This is a genomic window from Vagococcus sp. WN80Y (assembly GCF_059621045.1).
Window position 1 is genome coordinate 1 of sequence record NZ_JCAQHY010000161.1, and the last position, 22718, is coordinate 22718.

General features: G+C 35.2%; 22 protein-coding genes and 1 tRNA gene. 5 read left to right on the top strand and 18 right to left on the bottom strand.

Going from position 1 to position 22718, the window contains the following annotated elements; genetic code table 11:
• Window positions 1–112: 112 nt before the first annotated feature.
• Both AC5KOD_RS14155 and AC5KOD_RS14160 read right to left on the bottom strand, forming a co-directional pair.
• Window positions 113–1111 carry a sensor histidine kinase gene (locus AC5KOD_RS14155; RefSeq protein WP_496915216.1) on the bottom strand — a complete coding sequence of 333 codons (999 nt, stop codon included), beginning with the start codon at window positions 1109–1111 and terminating at the stop codon, window positions 113–115.
• Window positions 1111–1575 carry a GAF domain-containing protein gene (locus AC5KOD_RS14160; protein WP_496915217.1) on the bottom strand — a complete coding sequence of 155 codons (465 nt, stop codon included), beginning with the start codon at window positions 1573–1575 and terminating at the stop codon, window positions 1111–1113. Before AC5KOD_RS14160 ends, AC5KOD_RS14155 begins: the two co-directional genes overlap by 1 nt.
• Window positions 1576–1803: 228 nt before the next feature.
• Between AC5KOD_RS14160 and AC5KOD_RS14165 the strand changes: the two genes are divergently transcribed.
• Together AC5KOD_RS14165 and AC5KOD_RS14170 are read left to right on the top strand one after the other, a co-directional pair.
• Complete coding sequence (locus AC5KOD_RS14165; RefSeq protein ID WP_496915218.1) at window positions 1804–2199, top strand: YxeA family protein; 396 nt, start codon at window positions 1804–1806, stop codon at window positions 2197–2199.
• Between the two features lie 145 nt (window positions 2200–2344).
• Window positions 2345–2728, top strand: a complete 384-nt coding sequence (locus AC5KOD_RS14170) for a hypothetical protein (RefSeq protein WP_496915219.1) — start codon at window positions 2345–2347, stop codon at window positions 2726–2728.
• A 341-nt stretch (window positions 2729–3069) separates the two neighbouring features.
• On the opposite strand, the gene AC5KOD_RS14175 is transcribed toward AC5KOD_RS14170, so the two are convergent.
• The 5 genes from AC5KOD_RS14175 to AC5KOD_RS14195 form a co-directional block, all read right to left on the bottom strand.
• Entirely contained in the window at window positions 3070–4251 is a 1182-nt protein-coding gene (locus tag AC5KOD_RS14175; RefSeq protein ID WP_496915220.1) for a CynX/NimT family MFS transporter, read from the bottom strand.
• Window positions 4252–4376: 125 nt separating this feature from the next.
• A complete protein-coding gene (locus AC5KOD_RS14180) occupies window positions 4377–5030 on the bottom strand; it encodes a FadR/GntR family transcriptional regulator (protein ID WP_496915221.1) in 654 nt (217 codons plus the stop codon).
• A 48-nt stretch (window positions 5031–5078) separates the two neighbouring features.
• Complete coding sequence (locus AC5KOD_RS14185; protein ID WP_496915222.1) at window positions 5079–5639, bottom strand: helix-turn-helix transcriptional regulator; 561 nt, start codon at window positions 5637–5639, stop codon at window positions 5079–5081.
• A 142-nt stretch (window positions 5640–5781) separates the two neighbouring features.
• Window positions 5782–6387, bottom strand: a complete 606-nt coding sequence (locus AC5KOD_RS14190; RefSeq protein WP_496915223.1) for a sugar O-acetyltransferase — start codon at window positions 6385–6387, stop codon at window positions 5782–5784.
• Window positions 6388–6408: 21 nt separating this feature from the next.
• Window positions 6409–6969, bottom strand: a complete 561-nt coding sequence (locus AC5KOD_RS14195; protein WP_496915224.1) for a nucleotidyltransferase family protein — start codon at window positions 6967–6969, stop codon at window positions 6409–6411.
• A 107-nt stretch (window positions 6970–7076) separates the two neighbouring features.
• Between AC5KOD_RS14195 and AC5KOD_RS14200 the strand changes: the two genes are divergently transcribed.
• Window positions 7077–7149: transfer RNA gene (locus tag AC5KOD_RS14200), tRNA-Ala, on the top strand.
• 42 nt (window positions 7150–7191) lie between these two features.
• Here the strand turns inward: AC5KOD_RS14200 and AC5KOD_RS14205 are convergent.
• The 7 genes from AC5KOD_RS14205 to AC5KOD_RS14235 form a co-directional block, all read right to left on the bottom strand.
• Window positions 7192–7512 carry a DsrE/DsrF/TusD sulfur relay family protein gene (locus AC5KOD_RS14205; protein WP_496915225.1) on the bottom strand — a complete coding sequence of 107 codons (321 nt, stop codon included), beginning with the start codon at window positions 7510–7512 and terminating at the stop codon, window positions 7192–7194.
• Window positions 7513–8337: 825 nt separating this feature from the next.
• Window positions 8338–9603 (bottom strand): LPXTG cell wall anchor domain-containing protein, encoded by a 1266-nt coding sequence (locus tag AC5KOD_RS14210; protein WP_496915226.1) that lies wholly within the window; start codon window positions 9601–9603, stop codon window positions 8338–8340.
• A gap of 288 nt (window positions 9604–9891) precedes the next feature.
• Window positions 9892–10371 (bottom strand): GNAT family N-acetyltransferase, encoded by a 480-nt coding sequence (locus AC5KOD_RS14215; RefSeq protein ID WP_496915227.1) that lies wholly within the window; start codon window positions 10369–10371, stop codon window positions 9892–9894.
• A gap of 124 nt (window positions 10372–10495) precedes the next feature.
• On the bottom strand, window positions 10496–11128 hold the full coding sequence (locus AC5KOD_RS14220) for a sugar O-acetyltransferase (RefSeq protein WP_496915228.1): 633 nt from the start codon (window positions 11126–11128) through the stop codon (window positions 10496–10498).
• A gap of 132 nt (window positions 11129–11260) precedes the next feature.
• Window positions 11261–12817, bottom strand: coding sequence for a DUF4097 family beta strand repeat-containing protein (locus AC5KOD_RS14225; protein ID WP_496915229.1), 1557 nt, complete (start codon window positions 12815–12817; stop codon window positions 11261–11263).
• A 1-nt stretch (window position 12818) separates the two neighbouring features.
• Window positions 12819–13136 (bottom strand): PadR family transcriptional regulator, encoded by a 318-nt coding sequence (locus tag AC5KOD_RS14230; RefSeq protein WP_496915230.1) that lies wholly within the window; start codon window positions 13134–13136, stop codon window positions 12819–12821.
• Window positions 13137–13358: 222 nt separating this feature from the next.
• Window positions 13359–14549: a GNAT family N-acetyltransferase gene (locus AC5KOD_RS14235; RefSeq protein ID WP_496915231.1), complete on the bottom strand. Its 1191-nt coding sequence runs from the start codon at window positions 14547–14549 to the stop codon at window positions 13359–13361.
• A 358-nt stretch (window positions 14550–14907) separates the two neighbouring features.
• On the opposite strand from AC5KOD_RS14235, the gene AC5KOD_RS14240 reads away from it, so the two are divergent.
• Entirely contained in the window at window positions 14908–16251 is a 1344-nt protein-coding gene (locus AC5KOD_RS14240) for an FAD-dependent oxidoreductase (protein ID WP_496915232.1), read from the top strand.
• Between the two features lie 124 nt (window positions 16252–16375).
• Here AC5KOD_RS14240 and AC5KOD_RS14245 read toward each other — a convergent pair whose 3' ends face one another.
• Both AC5KOD_RS14245 and AC5KOD_RS14250 read right to left on the bottom strand, forming a co-directional pair.
• Window positions 16376–17911 carry an AMP-binding protein gene (locus tag AC5KOD_RS14245; RefSeq protein ID WP_496915233.1) on the bottom strand — a complete coding sequence of 512 codons (1536 nt, stop codon included), beginning with the start codon at window positions 17909–17911 and terminating at the stop codon, window positions 16376–16378.
• 120 nt (window positions 17912–18031) lie between these two features.
• A complete protein-coding gene (locus AC5KOD_RS14250; protein WP_496915234.1) occupies window positions 18032–18550 on the bottom strand; it encodes a GNAT family N-acetyltransferase in 519 nt (172 codons plus the stop codon).
• Window positions 18551–18701: 151 nt separating this feature from the next.
• Between AC5KOD_RS14250 and AC5KOD_RS14255 the strand changes: the two genes are divergently transcribed.
• The gene (locus AC5KOD_RS14255; protein ID WP_496915235.1) at window positions 18702–19121 is read left to right on the top strand and encodes a hypothetical protein; all 420 of its coding nucleotides are present in this window, start codon (window positions 18702–18704) and stop codon (window positions 19119–19121) included.
• 57 nt (window positions 19122–19178) lie between these two features.
• On the opposite strand, the gene AC5KOD_RS14260 is transcribed toward AC5KOD_RS14255, so the two are convergent.
• A complete protein-coding gene (locus AC5KOD_RS14260; protein WP_496915236.1) occupies window positions 19179–20954 on the bottom strand; it encodes an ABC transporter ATP-binding protein in 1776 nt (591 codons plus the stop codon).
• A gap of 3 nt (window positions 20955–20957) precedes the next feature.
• The gene (locus AC5KOD_RS14265) at window positions 20958–22676 is read right to left on the bottom strand and encodes an ABC transporter ATP-binding protein (protein WP_496915237.1); all 1719 of its coding nucleotides are present in this window, start codon (window positions 22674–22676) and stop codon (window positions 20958–20960) included.
• Between the last annotated feature and the right edge of the window lie 42 nt (window positions 22677–22718).

The window sequence follows — 22718 nt, forward strand, 5'->3', positions numbered from 1 at the left end:
AGATACCTAGAAAAAATTTGTATTCTTCTCTAGGTTTATTTATGTTGCATTAAAAATCACAACAAACAATTTTAAAATAGTTCAGTTTTTACTTGACCTTTTTATAGCTGGCTTAATTAATCGGTACACTGACTTTTATCTGTGTCCCTTCATTTGATGAGGCGATCCCCAGCTGACCACCAATTGCTTGAAGTCGTTCTTCCATATGTAAAAGGCCCATGCCAGTTCCTTGGATCTTTGGAGACGCAGTGTCAAAACCTACCCCTTGATCGAGTATTTCCAACACTAACGTTTGTTCTTTTTCAACTAACAGAACGTCAATTATTTCAACTTTTGCATATTTTATCGCATTCATCACAGCTTCTTGAAGAACTCGGAATAAAGTGATTTCAATGGCTTCAGAAAAACGATCGTGAATGAGGTGAGAAATAAAATTAATCTCAATTCCTGTGGTTTCCCCTAATCGATTAATTAACATCGTAACAGCCGAAGTTAGACCCAAATCGTCTAAAGCTGAAGGTCTCAAATCAAGAGCCATGGTTTTAATCTCATGTAACGTTGTGATTAGCTGCTGTTCGATAGCTTGCAGTTTCTCCCCAAGCTCAGATATCTCTAGATAGTCTCGTTTTATTTTACGTGTTTCCAACAAGGTGCTAAAGACTCGTTGGGCGAGGCTATCGTGTAGATCTTGAGCAATTTTTTTACGTTCTTTTTCATGAGCTTGACTGACATAGGCTACCAATTTTTTTTGTTGAAAAAGATTATCAGTCTTTGTTTGATCTGTTAAATTTCTGATACTTAAAGCGAAGATAGTCTCAGTTAAACGATTATAACTTGCACTAAAAGATTCTTGTTCTCCCTTTTTAGTCGCCAAGATTAAAGAAAAGGCTTGTGGATCAAACGTTGCTTTAACCTCACAATTTTGGCACACAGCCATCATTGAATGAAGCGCACACCCTTGCGCTTCGCAGACATCCAGCACTTTTTCTAAATCAAATTGATAGCGAGTAAGTAGGTTTAGGGCGGCTGGATTAGTATAGACTATCTGCCCCATTTCAATAATAAATAGACTATCACTTACCTTTTCAGCTAATAGCTTAAAATTTATCATCAACGTATCTCCTGTTCCTCAATTAACGACTGAGCTAAATTGTCAGCAATTTGTTCTAAAAGGATACTCTGCTTCCCGTCTATCTGTGTTACCTGACGATACCCTACCAATAAAACCGCTAAGATTTCTTCTTCTCTCATGATTGGGATAACACTGACACTTTTTAACTCCTCTGCAATAGCAATTGGGTAGTTTAATAATTCTTCAGCCGTCTTTAATTCCAAGTTTTGCTCAATTAATTGACGACCCGTTTGCCAGACGATACCTGCGAAGCCATAACCTACTTGTAAGACAATTTTTTTGTAGCGTTGACTCAAATTTCCACTAACGTAACGCCACTTAATATCAGTTGTAAGGTTGGGTGAATGAGTCGTTCCTAACGCCATTCCTACAAAATCGACCTCTAACTCTTGTCTCACTAAGTTAATTTGGACTTGAATGACCTCTTTTTCTTCTGGCAGCATCCTACTAACTCCTTTTCTTATGACTCTGTTCATTTACTTTACATCTCCATTATAGCAGAGTCGAGTTACAGCGATAAAGACAATTTTAATTACTTGATAGACAACCAATTAAAATTAAGCTTCTATGTGACAAAAATGTTAGTTTGATTTTGCAGAAGGACAAGGCTATTTTTTCTATTATCACGTATAATACTATTAAAATCATCTAATTAAGGAGCGATTATCAACATGAAAAAGAACATGATAGTATTAGGAGTGATAGTATTAGTACTGATAATTTCGGTTATAGTTTCACCATTATTAACACGGAATAAGACTTCAAACGTTGCAACAACGATTGATCTGCTCAATCCACTTGTTTCTAATTCGACCCTCTATGTCAAAACGACTGACACCTATGCTGAAACATATAAAGATGCGTCAAATGGCAAAGATAACTTTGCTTACATAACAACCGGGTATGATCAGGATGGAAAATCTCGAGTTATTGGCTACACGTCTTTCGGAATAAAAATAGAACCCAATGTCTATTTAAAACTTATCACAAAAGGGCAGAATGTTCGTTCTTATGAAGAAATTTCGGTGAGTAAATTACCTAAAAAAGTGGTAGATAAATTGAATTAATTTTTCGATCTAACTGTTATTATTAAAGGTATAGTCTTAAATACTTCTTATTTTCTTCAATACCTATTAGTTGATATCTCCCAAGGTAAGTGCTAACATTTAATTATAGATAGAATGGCATAAAGGCCGAACGGAGTGATGAATCATGATTAACATAGCAGTTTCAATTTATTTGTTAGGGATTATCCTATTTTCATCTCTCGCCTACCGCTTGAAAGCGAATGATGGGTATCAAAATTTGGAGCGATTACTTTTTATTAAGAATATAAAAGACGATTATCAAACATTTGTAGCAAAAGTCAAACTATTTGGTCAATACACACAGTCATTTTTAACTTCGTCAACGATGATTTTTAGTAGTGGACTAATCGTTAGCTTAATTGTCTATGGATTTAGCCCGTCTCAATTATCATTTTACATTATGGTGATTTTGGCCATAAGCTTATTCATACAACAATTTTTCTTAGCTCGTTTGCTTGTTAAAACCAATTATTTGAAAAAATTAATCTATTTGAGAACACATGACTAGTCCTAACGACTAGTCTTTATTTTTAATATTAGACCAGAAATTGAGGTGAGTATTGTGCACATTTCCCCGGAGCAATTTGCTTTAGCCGTTGTCTCTTCCTCGAGCAGTACATTGTCGATAGCTGAAAAATTTGATCTTTATATGGAGGCCTATCGATTCGCCTTATCAAAAAACAAATCATTGAGGCAACCGGAAATTATATCAGATACTACTGATAAAGAATAATATAACAGTTATTTATGAGAAAACTGGACATTAACAAGGGTGGGACAATAAGTCTCACCCTTGTTTGATTTCACCTATGTTATGTGAGAAGCGCATATGAGTAGAGCTTAGTTAAATTAAACATGCCCCTCTTTTGCAGAGGAAATTCCTACGCCTAATAATAGTATGCATAATAGTATCAAAGATAGATATGTACTATTCCAAGAGTTAGTTACGTCATACATAATTCCAAACAAGAATGGGCCGATACTTGCTAAGAAATAACCAATTGACTGTGCCATTCCCGATAGTTGTGCGGCCTCGGAAAATGTTCTCGTTCTTAAATTAAAAAACATCATAGCCAAACTAAAACAAAAACCACACCCTGCTCCAATCAGGCTAACAGCGATAAAATTTAACGTGACACTATTAAAAAAAGTCAGCCCCAACACACCCATTAATAAAATTCCTACACCGATAATCGTTAATTTGACCTGCTCTCTCATCCTTCCAGCAATGATTGACACGACAAATGTCGTTGGAACTAAAAATAGTTGCAAGACCGATAACATCACACCAGAAATTTCTTCCCCAATATTTTTAGCTAGCAACATTTGTGGTAACCAAGCAATAGCAACATAAAAAAATAAGGACTGTAATCCCATAAAAACACTAATTTTCCAAGCTAAAGGTGACGTCATAAGGGAGTTTTTTTCATTCATCCCTGTTTCTATTTTTATTTTTGTATCATTTTTTAATTGAGGAAACCAAACTATCAATGCCACTAGTCCAAGAATACTCCAAACTTTCAGTGAGTTCTGCCAAGTAAATCCCCAATTAGTTACGAGAGGTAAACTAATACCTGATGCCAACGCCCCACAAGTATTCATTGTAACAGAATATAGACCTGTTAATAACCCAGGATTTTTTTTGAAATCCCGTTTAATTAAACTTGGTAATAGCACGTTGCAATGGGCGATGCCAATCCCAATCATAATTGTCCCAGCAAATAAAGTTAGTTGACTTCCACTTGACCGTAGAAAAATCCCACCTGTAATAAAAAGCAATGACACAAATAGGACACGTTCCATTCCAAACTTTCGCTCAGTGAGAGGAGCAACAGTAGAAAAAATGGCGAAAGCCAACAAAGGCGTTGTTGTAATCATACCTGCCATTCCTAAATCCATATGTAGCTGTTCGCTAATTAAACTAACTAATGGGCTTATTGAAGTCAAGGGTACTCTTAAATTAGCGGCCATTAGTAAAATTCCTAATATTAACAAATATGGCGAGACTTTAGGCTTTGTATTTTGTTTCATGAAAATTCCTCCAGAATTCAATTGTAGGACAATCGGACAATTAAATGATACTGCTATTAGAAGGTTTTGTCAATCTCTTTTATCATTTTTTGAAACAAAAAAAAGAAGCCTGTAAATGCTTCTCCTTAATATGAACTTATTTGGCTGACGATTGTCTCAGCTTTTCTGCTATCCTGATCTTTTATCGCTAAGAAAAGATCATTATGAAGCTGTTGAGAATCCTCATGATTGAAGCTGACATCCTGCTTCATATGATCAAATATCAATTGAAATAAATATTTTGAAATACTTTGATAAACATCCAGCATAATTGAATTATGAGCGGCTTTCGCTATTTCAATATGAAAATCAATATCCTTTAAAGCAAGTTCCTCTAAATCAAATTCAGGATTGTTACGCTTAGCCAAAGCTGCTTCCATAGCAATTAAATCAGCTGTCGTCCTTTTTTTAGCGGCTAAAAATGCCAAATTTTTTTCTAATAATTGACGTGCCTCAGCTATTTCTTGATAATCAACCTTATCTAATTCATGGTACATGTTAGCTTCAAATTTATTAGTTGCAATGACATACGTGCCATCTCCTGCCTTAGAATCTAGCAACCCAGCCTGAATCAGCGATTGTAAAGCCTCTCTAACAGTATTTCGGCTAACCTCAAATTGTTCAGTCAACTGTGCCTCAGTTGGGATTTTAGTCTGAATTGGCCAATCACCAGTTTCAATTTTTTTAGTTAATTCCTCGACTATTTGAGTGGATAATGAAACTCTCTTAGGTTTTTTCACAGTTATTCCTCTTACTTTCTCAAAATAATTTGATAAGACCATTATAACTTACAACGGCGGTAATGGAAAAGGAAAGACTGTGTCGTTATTAGCTCTGACAGAAAATGTATCAGGTGTGAAGATCTCATTCAGTTCCTTTTTCAATTGCTCCTCAGTTAGATAACTTTTAAGAACACCGCGCCTAAGCTTCTGGTTAAAGTACTTCCAATTACCAAGCTCAGCAAGTTTTGGGTAATCAGTTAAGACATTTACTTTGTTACTATCATGAAACATGACAACGAAGCTAGTTCCAGTAACTAGCAAATCGACCAGTTCTTTCTGTTTTTCTTTATTACTTGCTCTTTTTAACTGTCGTTTCACTAATAGTTGATCAGTTTCTTTCCCAATTTTTGTGAAAAAGCCTACTTTTTGAGAAAGTCCGACAAGATCGTCTAGTGAACACTCAAAAATCTGACTCATTTCAATTAAATACGCTAGATCAGGCATATTTTTATCTAATTCCCATTTGGAAATTGTTTGCCTACTAACTGCTAATAATTGAGCCAGTTCTTGCTGAGATAAGCTTTTCTCCAATCGTAATCTCTTTATTTTTTTCGCGAGTATGCTCACATAATTCGCCTCACTTTCCTGTAGAAATCAATTAAATTAATCGTAACACAGCCATCTGAGCTTCATAAGAACTTATTAGTTGCCACTCAATTTGATTTTGTCAACAGAGCGTTGCATCCCGCTAATACAGCGCATTAGACGATTAATGTAATAATCCATCTTTCAAATAGTTCGTTCTATCTTTCTCAGTGATTTCTCTAATTACCTTACATGGTACTCCTGCAGCAACAACATTAGCAGGAATATTTTTTGTTACAACACTGCCAGATCCTATCACCGTATTATCGCCAATCGTAACCCCTTGATTAACAGTGACATTGGCACCAAACCATACGTTATCACCAATCGTAACAGGTTTTGCGTAACAACCACCTTGAGCGCGTTCAATAGGATCAATAGCATGATTAGATGTAAATATTCCTGCTCGTGGACCAAAAAGAACATTGTCCCCAATTGTAATTTTTCCTCCATCTAACATGATGCAGTCAAAATTCGCGTAAAAATTTTCCCCTAAAAAAATATTACACCCAAATTCACAACGAAACGAAGGTTCAAAATGCGCAGCCTCCCCCACTCCCCCAAGAATACTAGTCAATAAAGCAACTCTAGCAGCAGGTGGCTGACCAAAGCTTTGATTATACTCATTCGTTTTTATAACAGTCTGTTGTCGGTACTCAACTAACTCTTTTGTTAAATCATCATACATGGCACCAGTTGCCATCTTCTCAAATTGTTTTTTTAATATCATTTTTTCCTCCAATAAACTTACTTATTTTTCTGAATGAAATACCTTAAGCGCAGGCCATCTTTTTGTCCATTGCTTATCTTTAATTCTCTTTTGGTAAATAGTTAACCTATCTTGATTACCTAAAAAATGAGGAGTTGGTCTAACTTCGAGATTGACTAAATCGGTAATCCCATAAGGGGCAATAAGTTCATAGCTATTTTTATTTTTCCTAATTGCTATAGCTGTACACGTTTCAGGAAACGAAGCTAAGGCTTCCTCCAAACTACGATATGGTTTAGTTCCAGGATTATGTCCGTGCATATAAATTTGATTTTTTACTTCCCATTCAAATTCAGGATAAGAATCAGTTAATTGTTGTTGAACCAAACATGTTTCATAGTAACTGATGTTTTTATCAAAAAGAACAATATCAATATCAGTTAATTGTCGCTCTTTATTCAGCGACAATTGATCCCACACATAGTTTCGAATTGTACCTGCACACAAATAAAGAGTTGCCTGATCATTTTCTTCAATAATACTTAAAATCTTCTTAATGATATAATCTGCTTGTAGCAACTCTATTAATTCATCACTTGTCAATTGGTTCCCCCCTTTATCTTATTTAATCACTAACTGATTTCCACTACTAGTTGACTTCATCAATAAAACTGGCTATAATTATTAAGAATATGGTAATTAGTTATTTTGGGGGTATAGCTCAGCTGGGAGAGCGCTTGCATGGCATGCAAGAGGTCAGCGGTTCGATCCCGCTTATCTCCATAAAAAAAACGCTAGGTCAACTGACTTGGCGTTTTTATTTTTTTAAAAAGTCAGCATTTTATCGGCCCACTCAATGATAGCTAAACAATCTGACATTGTTGAAATATCGCATGTCTCAAAATCAGTTTTATTACGAGACGTTAAACACGTCCCACAGGCTAACAATTCTCCTTTAAGAGTTAGAAATTCTTCTAATTGAGTCACTACATCAAAAGTTGTTGAGACTATTTCGGGACATTCCACTGCCTCGCCCATTAAGAAAAATTTGACAACATGTCCTTTTTTCAAAGCCGTATTAGCTAATCTAAAAGCATTCCACGCTTTTTCATGTTCACTTGTTTCTAAGATTATTCCTAATTTCATCCTCTTCCTCCTCTATGTTCTCCTTTATTATAATAGATTCTTAAATTTTAACAAGTCGTCTCTTAATTTTTCCTTTTTTAAAATGAACGCACAAATAACCTCTCGATTGATCTTAAGAGGCTTAGTTGATTTTCTTTTTTCTCTTACAGTGCCATATTGCATGCAAAGCTCACTATTTCTAATTAATTCTACAATGATTTTTCTTTTTTTGTAATTAACACCTATAAGTTTGTCACGCCATGTGTGACACTACTCGTTTTTTTTATTTGTTTATTAATTGGTTAAGGACTCTTAAATTTATCCTTTGAATACCCAGTTTTAAGTTAAAACAATCAAATATTTACTGATAAGTTATGCAATTCTAAGTATAAAATTTGTAATTTGTGTCACGCTACGTGTGACAGCACTCGTTTTTTTATTAGTTTTTTAATCGATTCAGATATCTTAAATTTATCCTTTAATCACTCTATTTCAAGCTAAAACAGCCTAGCATCTACTGATTAATCTAAGTAATTTTTAGTATGAGAGTTATATTTTGTCACGACACACGTGACACTACTCATTTTTTTAATGGCCTTTCTAATTGATTTGAGGATCTTAAATCAATTAGAAAATCGTTCAGTTTTAACTAAGATAATCAACTACTTACTGATAGATCATGAAATTATAAGCATGAGATTTTATAATTTATGTCACACATGGCGTGACACAATACAATTTTTTTAATAAGAATTAAGCAAACAATAGTTAACAAACATTAGAATTCGCCATCAAAAATGGCTGTCAAAATAAGAAACGCTGCAAACAAATTTGATGAAATGCACTTTATTCTTGGTCCTTACGTTTTCTGACTAAATAAATTGAACCTAAAATCAGTGAACCTCCAGCAATTGAATAGCTATAGTTATCATTGTTTCCAGTTTTAGGAAGATTTTTCTTAGCTGTCGGTGTTTCTTTTATAGAAGAACTTCCAGACATCCCTTCTGTTACTTTAAAAGTAATCTGTTGAGCGATTGCTGGTGCGGGCTCCTCTTTTTTGTTAGGATTCTTTTCTTTAATTCTTTTCAAACTCTCCTCAGTTAAAGTTGCAACAACTGTCAAGCTCGTTTCACCAGCTTTTAATGCTTTCCAATTACCATCTTTGTCAATTTCGATGAGCCCTTTGCTATCTGTCATATTGAAACTAGCTGTCAAATTATCAACTTCACCTATTGGATCAAGGTTAATTTTTCCCGTTTCACCAACCTTGGCGGCAATTTCACTCGGATTAACAAACAACCGATAACTAATCAAGCCATCAAAAATAGTAACTTTTACAGTTTGGAGAATTTCTTTAGAAACGAACTCTGTATCAGGAAACTTGGCCTTCAAAGTAGCCATTGTCTCATCGGAATACACAAAATCCAATGGCAGATAATACGAACCACCTTTCAATGCAGTCCATTTCCCAAATTCATCTAAAGAGATGATAGAATTTTCAGCATTAATCGGCTTAAATTGTCCAGTTACATCGACACCTTCAATTGATTGTACTTTGATCGTTCCTGAATCATTAACCATTAAATTATTTAAATCTGTTTCTAAAAATACTGGTGTGATATCAAGTATGTTCTTGTCAGCGTCCTTCACTTCTACAGTCACCATCTGTACAATCTCATTTTTGGTTAACTCATGATCAGGATAAGCTGTCTGAATTGCTTTTAAAGCAGATTCTGAATACGTATAATCTAAAGTCAAAGTGGTTGTTCCAGCTTTTAGAGCGTGCCAATTTCCTTCTTTATCAGCAGAAATAACAGATGAATCTTGAACAGATATATTAAAGATGCCAGAATTGTCAGAAACTTTTTCAATGGGCTCTAATTTGATCGTTCCTTTAGCACCAACAACAGCAGCAATTGCCTTAACATTAAAAGTAGGTCTTAAATCCAGTTTTGATTTTTTCTCGTTTTCTTCAACCTTAGTGCTTTCAGTCATAATAGTTATGTCACTAGACCCTGTTTCCAACTTAGTATCTGTTGCAGCAACTACTACATGAGCAAAACATAAACTGACAAGTAAGCTTGAGAGTACGCCAACTGTTTTAAGCTTCATAAAAAAACCTCCCTAATTTAATCGTATTTTAATTATAACCGATTCAAATTTTAATTGATAGTGTTTTCTTAGTAACGAAACTTACAGTTATGTCAGATTTCTCATTCATAATACTGATGTAAATCAAGAGTGTTTTTTGGTATAATAGAAAGAAAACGAGGAGCAAAAAGTTTTGAAAAAATATGAGCCTTATATTAACATCGCAATTGTGCTATTATTTTTACTCTGGCTAATCTTGATTGGCTATATGGTTATGAAAATTTGGATTCATCTTCATATGCAGTAGTTTTAAGAAAATGTATGTTGGAAAAAAACAGTATCCACATCCACAACTGGAAAATTAGTTGGTAAATCTGTTTTATTTATACTAATAAAGCCATTTTTTTCATAAAAGCGATGAGCAGCCTTAAATAAAGCAGTTGTCCCTAAATATAATTGATTAATACTTTCACTATAGCACCAGTCAAAAAGAACATTTAATAGTTGTTTAGCTGTTCCTTGTTTGCCACGATAAGCTGGCTCAACGAATAATTTGCGAAGGGTCCCATTACTGTTCCCCAGATCAATCAATGCAATTGTCCCAACAACCCGCTCATCCTCAATGGCTATCCAAAAATTCCCTTTTAGTTGCTGATAAACAGTGGGAATTCTTAATAAATCAGGTTGATCTTCCAAAAGAATGGGAACTTGAAATTCTTCTTGTTGAATCCTCAAAATTAAAGCAATTACTTGTTCCTGATACTTCTCCTGATACTCTATAATTTTCACTTGCATTTCCCCCATAAAATTATGTTAAAAATAAATTTTAGCATAATTTTTACTTACTGTCTTGGTAATTAGGGCTAATACGATCATTTTTAAGTTGTCATTCCTACTCTGCCCATCTGCTTAATTAGTCTAGTTTGATTTTTCTATTTTGATGGTAAAATTCTTTATCCCTTTCATCAATTTTACGAATGACCTTACAAGGACTACCGAAAGCAACTACATTCTCAGGAATATTTTTAGTAACAACACTCCCCGCCCCAATAACAGAGTTTTCCCCAATCGTGATGCCTGGCATTATTGTTACATTTGAGCCAATCCACACCCCGTTTTTTATGACCACAGGTAGTGAAAATTGTCCCCCTCCTTGACGATATTTTGGATGGATAGGATGTCCTGTTGTTGTGATTGTTACATTAGGTGAAATCATAACGTGATTTCCGATCGTAATTGTTCCATCATCAACTAAAACCAAATTAAAGTTTGCGTAAAAATGATCTCCTATAAAAGTATTGATTCCGTAAGCCATATGAACCGGCGATTCGATCCAAATAGACTTGCCACTGCTCCCTAATAATTCATCTAAAAGATGTTTTTTTCGCTCTGTGTTACTAGGTCTCGTCTGATTATAATCAAAAACAAGTTCTTTGCAATTCATGCGCTGATCTTCAATCACTTTTTCAAATGCTTGATCTTCTAAAGACTTATTGCCACTTTCCCAGTACAAGTCACCATTTTTCATTCTTTCTTCCAATGTCATTTGTGATTCCTCCTCTTTTTTTAAACGCTATCATTAGAAGTAAGTGTACCATTTTTCAAAAAAAAGTAGCAACTTAATAGAATTTTCTACCAAGTTGCTACTCTTTTTGTTTGAAATTACGAATATAATTTCTTAATTCACTTTTTTAATAACTCTAATATCGCCGCTTATCGAGCGAATTGAAACCTCAGCGTTCTTTTCTTCATCAGTTCTCTCAACCCCATTACGAACTTCTCCTGTTTTGCTTGAAGCATCAAAATTTACTGGATTTTTAATATCGTGAATCCATTTAATAAAACCACTTTGACTTGTAACATGACTTGGCATACCAGTTGTATCAATGATAATCGTTACACCACTATCATTTTTACTCTGCAGCTCCCCATCATTTGCTTCTGAAACAATTTTGCCACGAACACTCTCTATTGTTAATAACCCCGTTGTACGAGCCACAACATTTTGTCCACTTTCAGAAAATGTTGAAAGTGCTTTGAATGTAGAATCTTGAATCGTAATTTTTCCATCAGTTGTTCTAACATTTCCTTCATTTGATTCTTGCTCTTTTATAATAGTATGTCCATGAGTTCCGTCAATTGCTAATTCACCTGTTAAATGAGTCAAGATTGTCTTACCCTCAACATTGGTAATTTGAGCACTTAAGTCAGAATCTTCAATAACTATATCTCCTTTTTCACTGTGAATAGTTCCTTTAGCAACACTAATATTCTTACTAAAGATATCGCCTTCCACTAAATTAAGCGTAAGTTCTTTCGTTCCCATATGAAGCAATCTTAAATCACCTTTAAGCAGCTCTAATTCAAACTTATTGAAGAACATTCCTTTTGGAATTAAGATAACTATTTCAGATTCTTTTGTTCGAGTAAAAAGATTAAATAAACTTTTTTTATCAACAGACATTTCAATATCTTTTTTGCCCTCATTGCTAGAAAGAGCTTTAATATCTTGCTTTTTAAAGTTTCCATTTAGTAGCACACGAAAAGGTTCTTTTGGACCAACTTCAGAAGTCGTTATCTCAATAAGAGCATCAGAATCTAATGAAAAACTCAAATCCTGATACCCATCAGCAGTGATTTCCTGATAATGAGATATCCCATGGTAAAAAAGATTATCTGTCATTAGACCTTCAATTAATAACCCCAAACTGAATAAGGATAGAAGACCTGTTAACACTAAACGTTTTTCCCCTTTAATAAATGAGCGTTTAGGGAACAAATTAATAAGTAAACCAATTATTAGTAGTAATAATATTGTTGGAATGTGGGCAATATTATGCTCATAATACAATTCTTGTACAATATAGCTCACAAAAAAAAGACTCACCAATAGTAGTGTGGCGACCATTAACTTTTTTGTTAAAAGGAGTGATTTATGAACCATCAAACTGACACGTTGCCGTCTCACTTCTTTAAAAACATCCTCAACCTCTTCTTCTGGAACTACATCTCTAGTAGCAGATTGAGCCGTTTCAAAACGCCTATCAGCGAAAAAATCGCTAGCAATATCAATAGGCTTCGACAGCTTGCTGACCGCTTCCTCTTCACTTTTTCCTTCCGCAATAGATTGGTGAAATTCTTCTAATAGATCTTCTTCTAATTCCTGATAAACAGCCATATTAGATTCTGAAAAATAAGACTTAAGTTCAGCTAAATAAGCTTCAATTGGATTCATCTTAGTTCTCCCTTCTCAATCGGTTAATACTTGAAACGAAGTCGTCCCACTCGGCTATTAATTCACCCAAGTAAGCTTTACCCACTTCAGTAATTTGATAATATTTTCGAGATGGCCCTTCTGCGGATTGTTTAGTGTAAGTTAAACAATACCCATCCTTGACTAGACGTCGTAAAACGGGATAAAGAGCTCCTTCAGTAATTTGGATATACTCATTGACACTCTCACGAAGTTCATAGCCATAACGATCTTCGGTTTGAACTAAATAGAGGACACACATTTCAAGTGCCCCTTTTTTAAATTGACCTGATGCTCTCATTTAAAAATCCTCTCACTGTCAGCTATAACCAGTCTGCCATTTGCTATATTCCCGAAAAATGGGTGATAGCTCCTATATTCCCTCATTGATACTATACTGATAATCGGACTCATTGTCAATAAAGCAATTGGTTATTTTTTGATTCTTTGTAGTGCTTTTAATCAAAAAAAGCTGACAAAGAAAATTAGAACATTACGACTAATCTTCTTTGTCTGATTTAGTTTAAAAGAAGTCGTGAAGAGCTAACTTACTTTCAGGTAATAACTCGCTTAAGATTGATTCAGTAGAATTCATAGAAGATGTTATTATCTCTAGAAAAAGAAGTGACTTCAGACTTGCCCGTCCTAAAAATACTTGTGTCCATGCCTGAACACTGCCAGAAAAATCAGCTTCTGGCAATAGTTCGTCTGAAATCAAACTGACACTTCCTTTGCCACCTTCAACTGTTAGTTGCCAAGTACCGTGATTCCAAGACGAGCTATGATCCTCTACAGCCAACAGGATTGATCGCTTGCTTTTAACATTGAAACGATACAAATCAATAAAGCTTTCAAATGAGATGATCTTTACCATCATTCCTTCATTAATCTTCTGCTCTACTGATCGTGATTCTTTAAATAATAGTTTTATCTGTTCCGATAAAGTAGTATTCCAGGTGAACGTTTCAAAAGTACCGTTATGAGAAGCGATAAAACTTGCAATTTTTCGAATGGCAAACCCATTCAGATAGCTGACTTCATGGATAATCATTTCACGAGGAAGCATTTCGTAAAATACATAACCAACAGGTCTTTGATTGTCATCAAAACAAATAGCCAAGTGATTTTTCGGTGAGTAAGCAAACATATTCTCCCACCACCACTCTTCTCGTATGACACTACCAGTACGTTTTTCTAATGTTTCAATATACAGTTTCTTCACAATTAATTGCCACTTTTTCAGAGTTTTATCAACTCGTCGAACACTCCCAGCTTTTTCATTACCTAGTTGGGTGATATCTCGACGATTAATAGTTGTTTCTAGAGTACTGAAAATGGCTTCATATCCATATTTTCTATAAAAAGGTTGAGAAAATGGTGCTAGATAAGATAAAATAGTGCCATTTTCCTTCAACTCTTCGAAAATGGCTGTAAACAATTGGTTTATGCCTCCTTCCCCTCGATAGTCAGGATACGTGGCTACATTGCCAATGCCGGCCATTTTCATAGATTGGCCAAAAATATTTACCTGAAAAGGGAAGACTAAAATCTGACTAGTCAACTGCTCATTATCAAAAATCCCCCAATTATCTGAGTGCTGCCATAATTTCAAGAAGCCTTCTTGCTGGTCTTCAATTGTAGTAAAATTAAATGCGTAAGCGGTTAAATCTAACACATCTTGTAACTCTTTTTGAGACGTCAATTTCTTTATCATTGTATTCTCCTTTTTGGTTGATAACTGTTATTTATTTGCCTTATTATATCACGCATTAAACTATCCCCCAACTCCCAACTATCCTTCTTGCATCGATAATCTAATTGATAATCATCTTCACTATATTCTCAATTGTGAATTGGTCATGTGAACATTCAGTATGTCAAAATTTATTTGTATTGTGAAATTGAAACTAAAACCAATTAGCACCAAAGAGAACTACCTTCTAATTTGTGAATTATATTTTTTGTGAGAAAGCTTTTAAAATTCACAAGCATCAAACTATTTTCACATGAAACTATATGTTAAATTAAACACGTAACAAAATTAAACTAATTATTATTTAGGAGGTAACAGTATGAAAGTTATTGTTGTAGGATGTACTCACGCTGGAACATCAGCTGTTAAAAATATATTGAACGAGGTTCCAGATGCTGAAGTAACTGTTTACGAAAGAAATGACAATGTCTCATTTCTTTCATGTGGGATTGCTCTTTACGTTGGAGGTGTTGTAAAAGATTCTTCCAGTTTGTTTTATTCTAATCCCGAAGAATTAGCCAGCTTAGGTGCCCGTATCCACATGGAGCATGATGTTCTATCAATTGATACCAAGAATAAGACTTTGATTGTCCGTAATTTAAAGACTGGCGAAGAGTCTGAAGACTCTTACGATAAATTAGTGATAACGACAGGTTCTTGGCCATTAACCCCCCCTATACCAGGAATTGAACAGGAAAACATTTTATTATGTAAAAATTTTAACCAAGCAAAAGACATTATTAATCGTGCTGAAACTGCCAAAAAAATAACAGTTGTTGGTGCTGGGTATATTGGAATTGAATTGGTGGAAGCTTTCGCTATGAAAGGCAAAGAAGTGACTTTAATTGATGGTTTAGACCGAATTCTAAACAAATATCTTGATCGTGAATTTACAGATGTTATCGAAACACAACTTCGTAATGAAGGAATTACTTTGGCACTTAATCAACAAGTTTCTGCCTTTTTAGGTGACGGAAAAACTGTGACAGGTGTCGAAACAGCCGCGGCAGTTTATGAGGCGGACTTAGTTATTCTATGTATTGGCTTCCGTCCAATGACTGATTTATTAGCCGGACAAGTTGATCGTATTGATTCTGGCGCGATTATCGTTGATGAGTATATGCGGACAAGTAACCCTGATATTTTTGCCGCAGGTGATAGTGCGGTCGTTCACTATAACCCAACAGAAGATTACCACTATATTCCGCTTGCAACAAATGCGGTCCGTCAAGGGATGCTTGTTGGGAAAAATATCAAGGAGCCAACCTTGGCTTATCGTGGAACACAAGGGACATCTGGCTTGCATTTGTTTGGTTTAAATATTGGTTCAACAGGTTTAACTGAAAGCAGCGCTGGCCAACTTGGATTATCAATCGGCGCTACTTACTTTGAAGATAATTATCGCCCTGAATTTATGCCTACTACTGAAAACGTTCAAATGAAGCTTGTTTACGATACTGATACTCACCGAATTTTAGGTGGACAATTAATGTCAAAATATGACATTACCCAATCGGCAAATACTTTGTCGCTAGCTATCCAAGCTAAAATGACCATTGAAGATTTAGCAATTAGTGACTTTTTCTTCCAACCACATTTTGATCGACCTTGGAACTACTTGAATCTCTTAGCACAAAAAGCAATGGAAGACGCTAGCAAATAAACTTGTTAAAAGGCGAAGCAATGAGTAGAATAACTCATTACTTCGCCCTATTTTTATTACTTATCCATTTCTATAACAATAACCCAAATAAGCTACGCATTACACCGCAGCTTATTTACATAAATTAGTTCTTCATTTTTAACTGTTCTTCAATTTTTAAGCGCTGAACTTTCATTGTTGCAGTTCTTGGAATTGCATCATAAGCACATAACAGTGGCTCATTAAGTAAAGGGAAATCTGCAATTGCCTGCCACCAACGATCCCAGTCCATCTCACAGTCTGCGTTAACCGCAATAATTGGTTGAGCAACATCATTTTTGCCACGAACAATCACGACTTCATCAAGGAATTCGAGTTTATCCAGTAAGCGATCTTCAATTAATAATGTACTTTCGACGTCACTAATTAAATCAACTTGTCGATCAAGTAGATATAAATCCCCTTGCTCATCTTTATAGCCAAAATCACCACTATCCCACCACGGGCCGTAAGTATTTTCAGTAAACCTATTGTCTTCATGGTAATAAGTCAAAGCTCTTCCCTTTGATAACATTTGAATATTTCCGGAAATTGTTGCAGCAACTTCTTGTCCCTCTTGATCAACAATACGTACCTCTGTTAAATCAGGCATCCCAATCCCCATATTCCGCGCATTTAGAGTTTGAATACTTTCCAACGTGTGAAATCTCATAATCATTGGTCCGCACTCACTTTGGCCATATACTTGCATAAAAACAGGTTTCACAGCTGATGATGCGTTTAAGAAAATATCCATTGTCCCTTTGTTTATTGCATCAAATGTTGAATGATAGTAATTAAATGAAGCGAATAATTCTGGTTTTTCCTTAGCTAAACGGCTCCATTGAACAAAATTATTAGGATGCGTTTCTAAAGCATAAGGTTGATAGTGAGTTAGCGTGTTTGTGACAGCATCTATTTCAGCATTGCCAATCCATAAAAGTGGAAATCCTTTAGACATCAAAGAAGAAATCCCGATATTAAATCGTGAATGGACTGGTGAGATATGAAAAGCAACCAATTGTTTTTCTGGCATTAAATCAAATACATTACGTTGCCATTTTGTTCGCCAACCCATTGATTGGGCTGAATGTGCTATCAATTTAGGAACACCAGTTGTTCCAGATGTATGAGTCATATACGAAATCTCATCAGGTTTTAGATAAGCTTGTGGGACTAGTGGAGTCTCTTTTAATTGATTGAGCTTTTCTAATTCGATAAACTTACTCGGCTCAATGCTAGACACTTCTGGTGCTCTACTCCCTGTCACCTTATCATAGATAAGCCATGGTTCTTCAAGTCGTTGGCACATAATTGACAATGTCGGTACAGGTAAATGATAGGAAATCATGATTGGAACAGCGCCTAAATAGCTGATGGCAACAGCTAACATATAGGTATCAAACATTGGTGATTTATAGATGACAACCTTGTCACCTTTTTTAATCCCTAAATGACTTAACCGACTTGCTTGTGTCACAATACTTGCTTCGGCCTCCTGGTACGTTGTTTTCAAGCCTAATTCTGGGAAGCCAATAAGCTCTTCATCAAAGTAAATCGGGGTTGCTGGGAAACACTTAGCTGCTTGAGAAAAATTACTGTAAAGATTCAATTCCTCATATGGGTTGTCTGGAAATTCCATCTATACTAACTCCTTCATTTCATGAATTGCTTTTTAGTATTAGAGAAGCTCTTCATGTGTTAATAGTTACCCTACTATTATAACAAAAAATAACGATAAATTGTTATTTTTTTCACAGGTTTAGTTTAGATTTCGACTATATACAAGATGGTTAACTGGTGTCCCTGAATAATTTTTAGTAAATTCTTTAATAACAATCATTTGATTTTTTCTTGCTACTTTTTGAGATGCTATGTTAGTATCTCTGATAATTGAAGCTATTTTTTTAGCTCTAAGCATTTCTTTTGCGTATGTGATACACAACTGACTTGCTTCGCTCGCATAGCCTTTCCTCCAGAAGTGTCGATTAATTAAATAACCTACTTCCAACAACTCTTCATCCTCCACCTCAGAATAAACAATTCCACACTGACCAACAAATTGATTTGTCTGCCGGTCAATTATAGCCCAAAGTCCAAAACCGTTCTGTTCGTAACTTTCTTGATTCCATTTTAACCAAGCAACTACTTGCTCATCAGTAAAGCTTGCCTCATAAGCGTACATCGTCTCTGAGTCTTTCAAAATAGCTGCTAACGAAGGGATATCCTGAGGCGTTAATTCTCGCAAGTAAATTCGCTCATTCTCAATTTTAACTACCATATTCTTTTCTCCTTTTATTCAATTGTAACTAATCAATCATTTTACCATTTTTTCTTTATTTTGGATGCCGAAATCATTCTTTAGTCCCTATTCACTATCGTCATTACATGATATATTGACACTAAACATTACCTAATCGGAGGAAATCCAAATGTTTCTTAATCCATTTCTAATTACGTTAAATATCCTTATTGGTACCGGAGGGATAGTCGGTAGCTACTTTGCTCTGGATTCAAGGGCGCGAGTGGCTCTAAAAATCAAAGAAACGATGTTAGTCAATTCACCCTTCAGTACTTTTATTATTCCTGGTTTATGTCTTTTCTTTATCATTGGTATAGGAAATATTCTGACTGGCTGGGTTAACATAAAAAGACAACCAGAAGGCCCCTATTACCATTGCTTAATGGGAAGTATTCAATGCTTTTGGATTGCCACTCAATGCTTGATGCTTTTGGCGATCAATCCTCTTCATATTATTTTCTTTATTTTAGGCCTTTGTCAATTGTCTGGTGGAATAATCTTAGTAAAACGTATGAAGGTGCCCTTTCCATTTTCTGCTCATCAAAATTAGCGTAACAAAGAGTATCGCAACTCCACATTAATTGAATGGATTGCGATACTCTTTTAGTTATTCAAATACAAATTGATTCGTGTAGAGCTCGGCATAAAAGCCATTTTTATGAAGAAGCTCGTCATGAGTCCCTTCCTCAATAATCTCACCTTGATGCAGGACAACAATATAATCTGCATTTAAAATTGTTTTTAAACGGTGGGCGATAACAAAGCTTGTGCGACCTGCGATAATTGTCTCCATTGCTTTTTGAATCCGACTTTCTGTTACAGTGTCAACATTACTAGTAGCCTCATCTAAAATCAATAAGTCAGGATTGGTAATAATCGTTCGAGCAATACTTATCAGCTGCTTTTGGCCAACACTGAACAAATTATTTTCATCGCTAACCTCAGTCTGATAGCCGTTCTCCAACGTCATTATAAATTCATGAATGTTTGCTTGTTTGGCGGCATGCCAAATTTCTTCATCAGTAGCCTCTGGTTTACCGAAGGAGATATTATCTCGGATGGTCCCTGTAAAGAGAACGGAATCTTGTAACACAATTCCTATTTGTGATCTTAAACTAGGTAATGTAATCTCGCGAATATCTTTACCGTCAAGTAAAATTTCACCGTTATCAACATTATAAAAGCGATTCAATAAGTTCATGATAGTTGTTTTACCGGAACCAGTAGGTCCAACTAATGCCACCATCTGCCCTTTCTTAGCCCCCATAGTTACTTTCTTTAATACAGGTTTGTCCGTGTCATAAGCAAAGTCTACATCTTTTAAATAAATCGATTCATGAAGACCATCAATATCTGTGGCCGTTGACCGCTCACTTTCATCTTGCTCATCAAAGATTTCATTTAGACGGCGGGCACCTGTAAAGGCTAATTGTAACATACTAAATTGCGACGAAATTTGTGTCAAAGGCATATAAAACTGTTGCGAGTACTGAACAAACATCACAATTAATCCAAGACCTGCTGCTCGCTCAATACTCCCATCTAGTACTAACCAACTCCCGAAAAATATGACAATTGCCGTATTAAAAAGAGCCAGACCTTGCATTGTCGGGAACAATAATCCAGAATAAACTTGACCCTTAAAGGTAGCCTGTTTTACTTTTTTATTGAAAAATTGAAAGCCTTCTATAGTTTCTTCTTCCAAACCATTCGTAATAATAACCTTTTGTCCTGAAATTTTTTCATCAATATAAGCATTCAGCTCACCTACGTTGTCTTGCTGAAGATTGACATATTTACGAGCCTGCTTAATTATGATGATTGCAAAAATAATCGCAACTGGCGACATAGCTAGCGTTGCAAATGATAACTGAACGTTTTGTCTAAACATCATGATTAAAACACCAATCATCATTGAAACATTAGTCAACACTTGAATCAAAGCTTGATTCATCGTGTTTGAAATATTATCCAAGTCACTAGTAAAACGGCTTAGTATTTCTCCATCTTGATGGCCATCAAAAAACTTAATAGATAATCGTTCAATTTTTTTAAATAAATCAATCCGCATCCTATTAGTTGATTTCCCTGTGACTCCTGCCATTAAGAGATTTTGAATAAACATCGCAATCCAATTCATGGCGTACAACATCACTAATATGATAATAATATCCGTAAACGGAGCTTTGTCCGCTGCTTCTTTGCCAACATGTAAATAAGTTCCTGCATAGGTTGCTAATTCAGTTAAAGCTTTTCCGATATATTCTGGTGCCTTAACTTGAAGGTAGGTTGAAATAATTATGGCAATAATTATAATAAAGAGCTGAAATTTATACTCTTTTAAATAACGCCAGAAAAAATTAAGTGTTCGATTTTTTTTCATAAATTATAGCACCTCTTTTCCTTTTTGTGTGTCATAAATTTCTCGATATACGTCACTAGTTTGAACTAATTCTTTATGAGTCCCAATGGCCACAAGTTCTCCCTCATCTAACACCAAAATTTTATCCGCCTGAACCACAGAAGAAATTTTTTGAGCGATAATAAATGTTGTTGTTGTGTTTAACTCATAATTCAATGCTTCCTTAACTAATTTTTCTGATCGAGCATCTAAAGCACTGGTACTATCATCTAAAATTAGTATTTTAGGTTCTCCTATTACACCTCGAGAAATGGATAGCCGTTGTTTTTGACCACCGGAGAAGTTGGCGCCACGCTCCTCCACTGCGCTATTATAACCGTCAATTTGACGATCAATGAATTCTTTAGCTTGAGCAATTTTTGAGGCTCTCTCCATTTCAATTTCTGATGCATTCTTTTTCCCATGACGTAAATTATCTGCGATAGTTCCAGAAAATAGAATGGCTTTTTGCAAAACAAGAGCAACTGATTCTCGAAGATTTTCTTTATTCGTTTCTTTCAGATTAATCTGATCAATTTCGATTTCCCCTTCAGTTGGGTCATACATTCGAGCAATTAGTTGAGCTAAAGTTGATTTTCCTGAACCTGTTGCCCCGACGATTCCAATTGATTGTCCGTGTTTAACGTCGAAAGATACATGCTTTAAAGAAGGATGATCTTCTCCTTCATATTGAAAAGTGACATCTTTAAATGACACATCTCCTTTGGTGATTAATTTAGAAGCATCTGGATCAAATGTGATATCTGGCTCCGTATTCAAAATTTCGTTAATACGTGAAAGTGACACCATTGCTCGCGAGGCCATCATTGTCATCATTCCGCCAATAATGATAGACATCATGATCTGCATTAAATAATTCATAAATGACGCGATCGCCCCAATAACTTCCAAATCCTTTGTTGCCAAATCTGCAGAAAAATAAATGGCAAAAACGATTGCTAAGCTTGAAATAACAGTAAAAGTTGGAATCATAACAGCAAATAAATTCCCGACCGAAATAGTATGTTTCGTTAATTTCTCACTAATATCACCAAATCGTTTTGTTTCATTTTCTTCCTGAACAAAGGATTTTACCACTCTCATTCCTGCAAGATTTTCTTTCGCAATCCCGTTGACTCTATCTAGATACTGTTGAATCATACCAAAATGTTTCCCCATTAAACTGAAAACCGCCATCACAATTACTAAAACTAAAACAACTAAGACAATAATTATCCACCATAATTGTGGCAGAGTCATCATCGCTAAAATAAAACTACCTACAAATAATATAGGGATTCTTAGAAGTGTTTGTAGCGTTAACATCACTAGAGTTTGAATTTGAGTGATATCATTAGTCAAACGTACGACAATATTTCCTGTTGAAAACCGCTCAATATTACTGAAAGAGAAAGTTTGGATTTTTTTAAATCCTTCTTCACGTACATCTGCTGAAACTTCCTGAGCCACCTTCGCTGCCAAAATAGTGTTAATAATTCCGGCAATTAAACCTACACCTGCTACAATTAGAAGCGTAATTCCCACTTCAATAATTCTACTCTTGTCATCAGCCATTACCGCATTTAAAACTTTTTGGAGTAGCTTAGGCTGCCATAATTGAGTCGCGACGATAATAACTGTCATCACAATTGACCCAAGAACTGCTACCAAATGATTTTCCATTTTTTTAATTAATAAGGACATATCCAACCTTCTTTCTTTTTTAGTCAGAGCTCAATCATACCT